At 47.9% G+C, this 486-nt stretch carries 1 protein-coding gene; it reads right to left on the bottom strand.

Annotation, left to right across the window (positions count from 1 at the left end; all coding sequences use genetic code 11):
- The coding region (locus BVJ53_RS14700; protein WP_137296009.1) for an ATP-binding protein at nucleotides 1-486 on the bottom strand (486 nt) is incomplete at both ends.

The raw sequence follows: 486 nt of genomic DNA, 5'->3' as shown, positions 1-486 counted from the left end.
TGATGTCTAGCTTCATACCGCCCTCTGTTCCGAAGTCGTCCAACAACAGCACGTCAGCCTCTTTCATTGCCCGCTCAATGCCCGCTAAACGCTGGCGAACGTCTGGTGCATCGTATTGCAAGCTCATTAGGTTGCTCAGCTCTGCTGTTGAAATAAACAGCCCTGACTGGCCTTGATCTCGTAGACTCGTCAGCATCGCCAAAGCAAGTGATGTCTTTCCTGTTCCACGAGGGCCAAATAAAATCACGTTTTCAGGTGTTTTTTGCATTTGTTTTGCCAGCTTGTATGCCCTATTTCCCAGATCTCTTGATTTCTGCAAATTCGTCTGCATTTCAGGCTGCCATTTTTCGAACGTAAACTTAGCCGGAACGTTTCCGGGAAAGACTGAGTAGCGATAAATGGCACGTACCTTTTTACGGTTCAATGCGGCCATAGAGCGTTCGTAGAAGCGCTTCTCAATCTCCTCTTGAGTTGGCAGCTTGCTAA

This window comes from Lacticaseibacillus chiayiensis (assembly GCF_004123795.1).
Lineage (GTDB): Bacteria > Bacillota > Bacilli > Lactobacillales > Lactobacillaceae > Lacticaseibacillus > Lacticaseibacillus chiayiensis.
The sequence above is the reverse complement of the archived record's forward strand: the minus strand, read 5'-3'. Positions and strand labels throughout refer to the sequence as shown.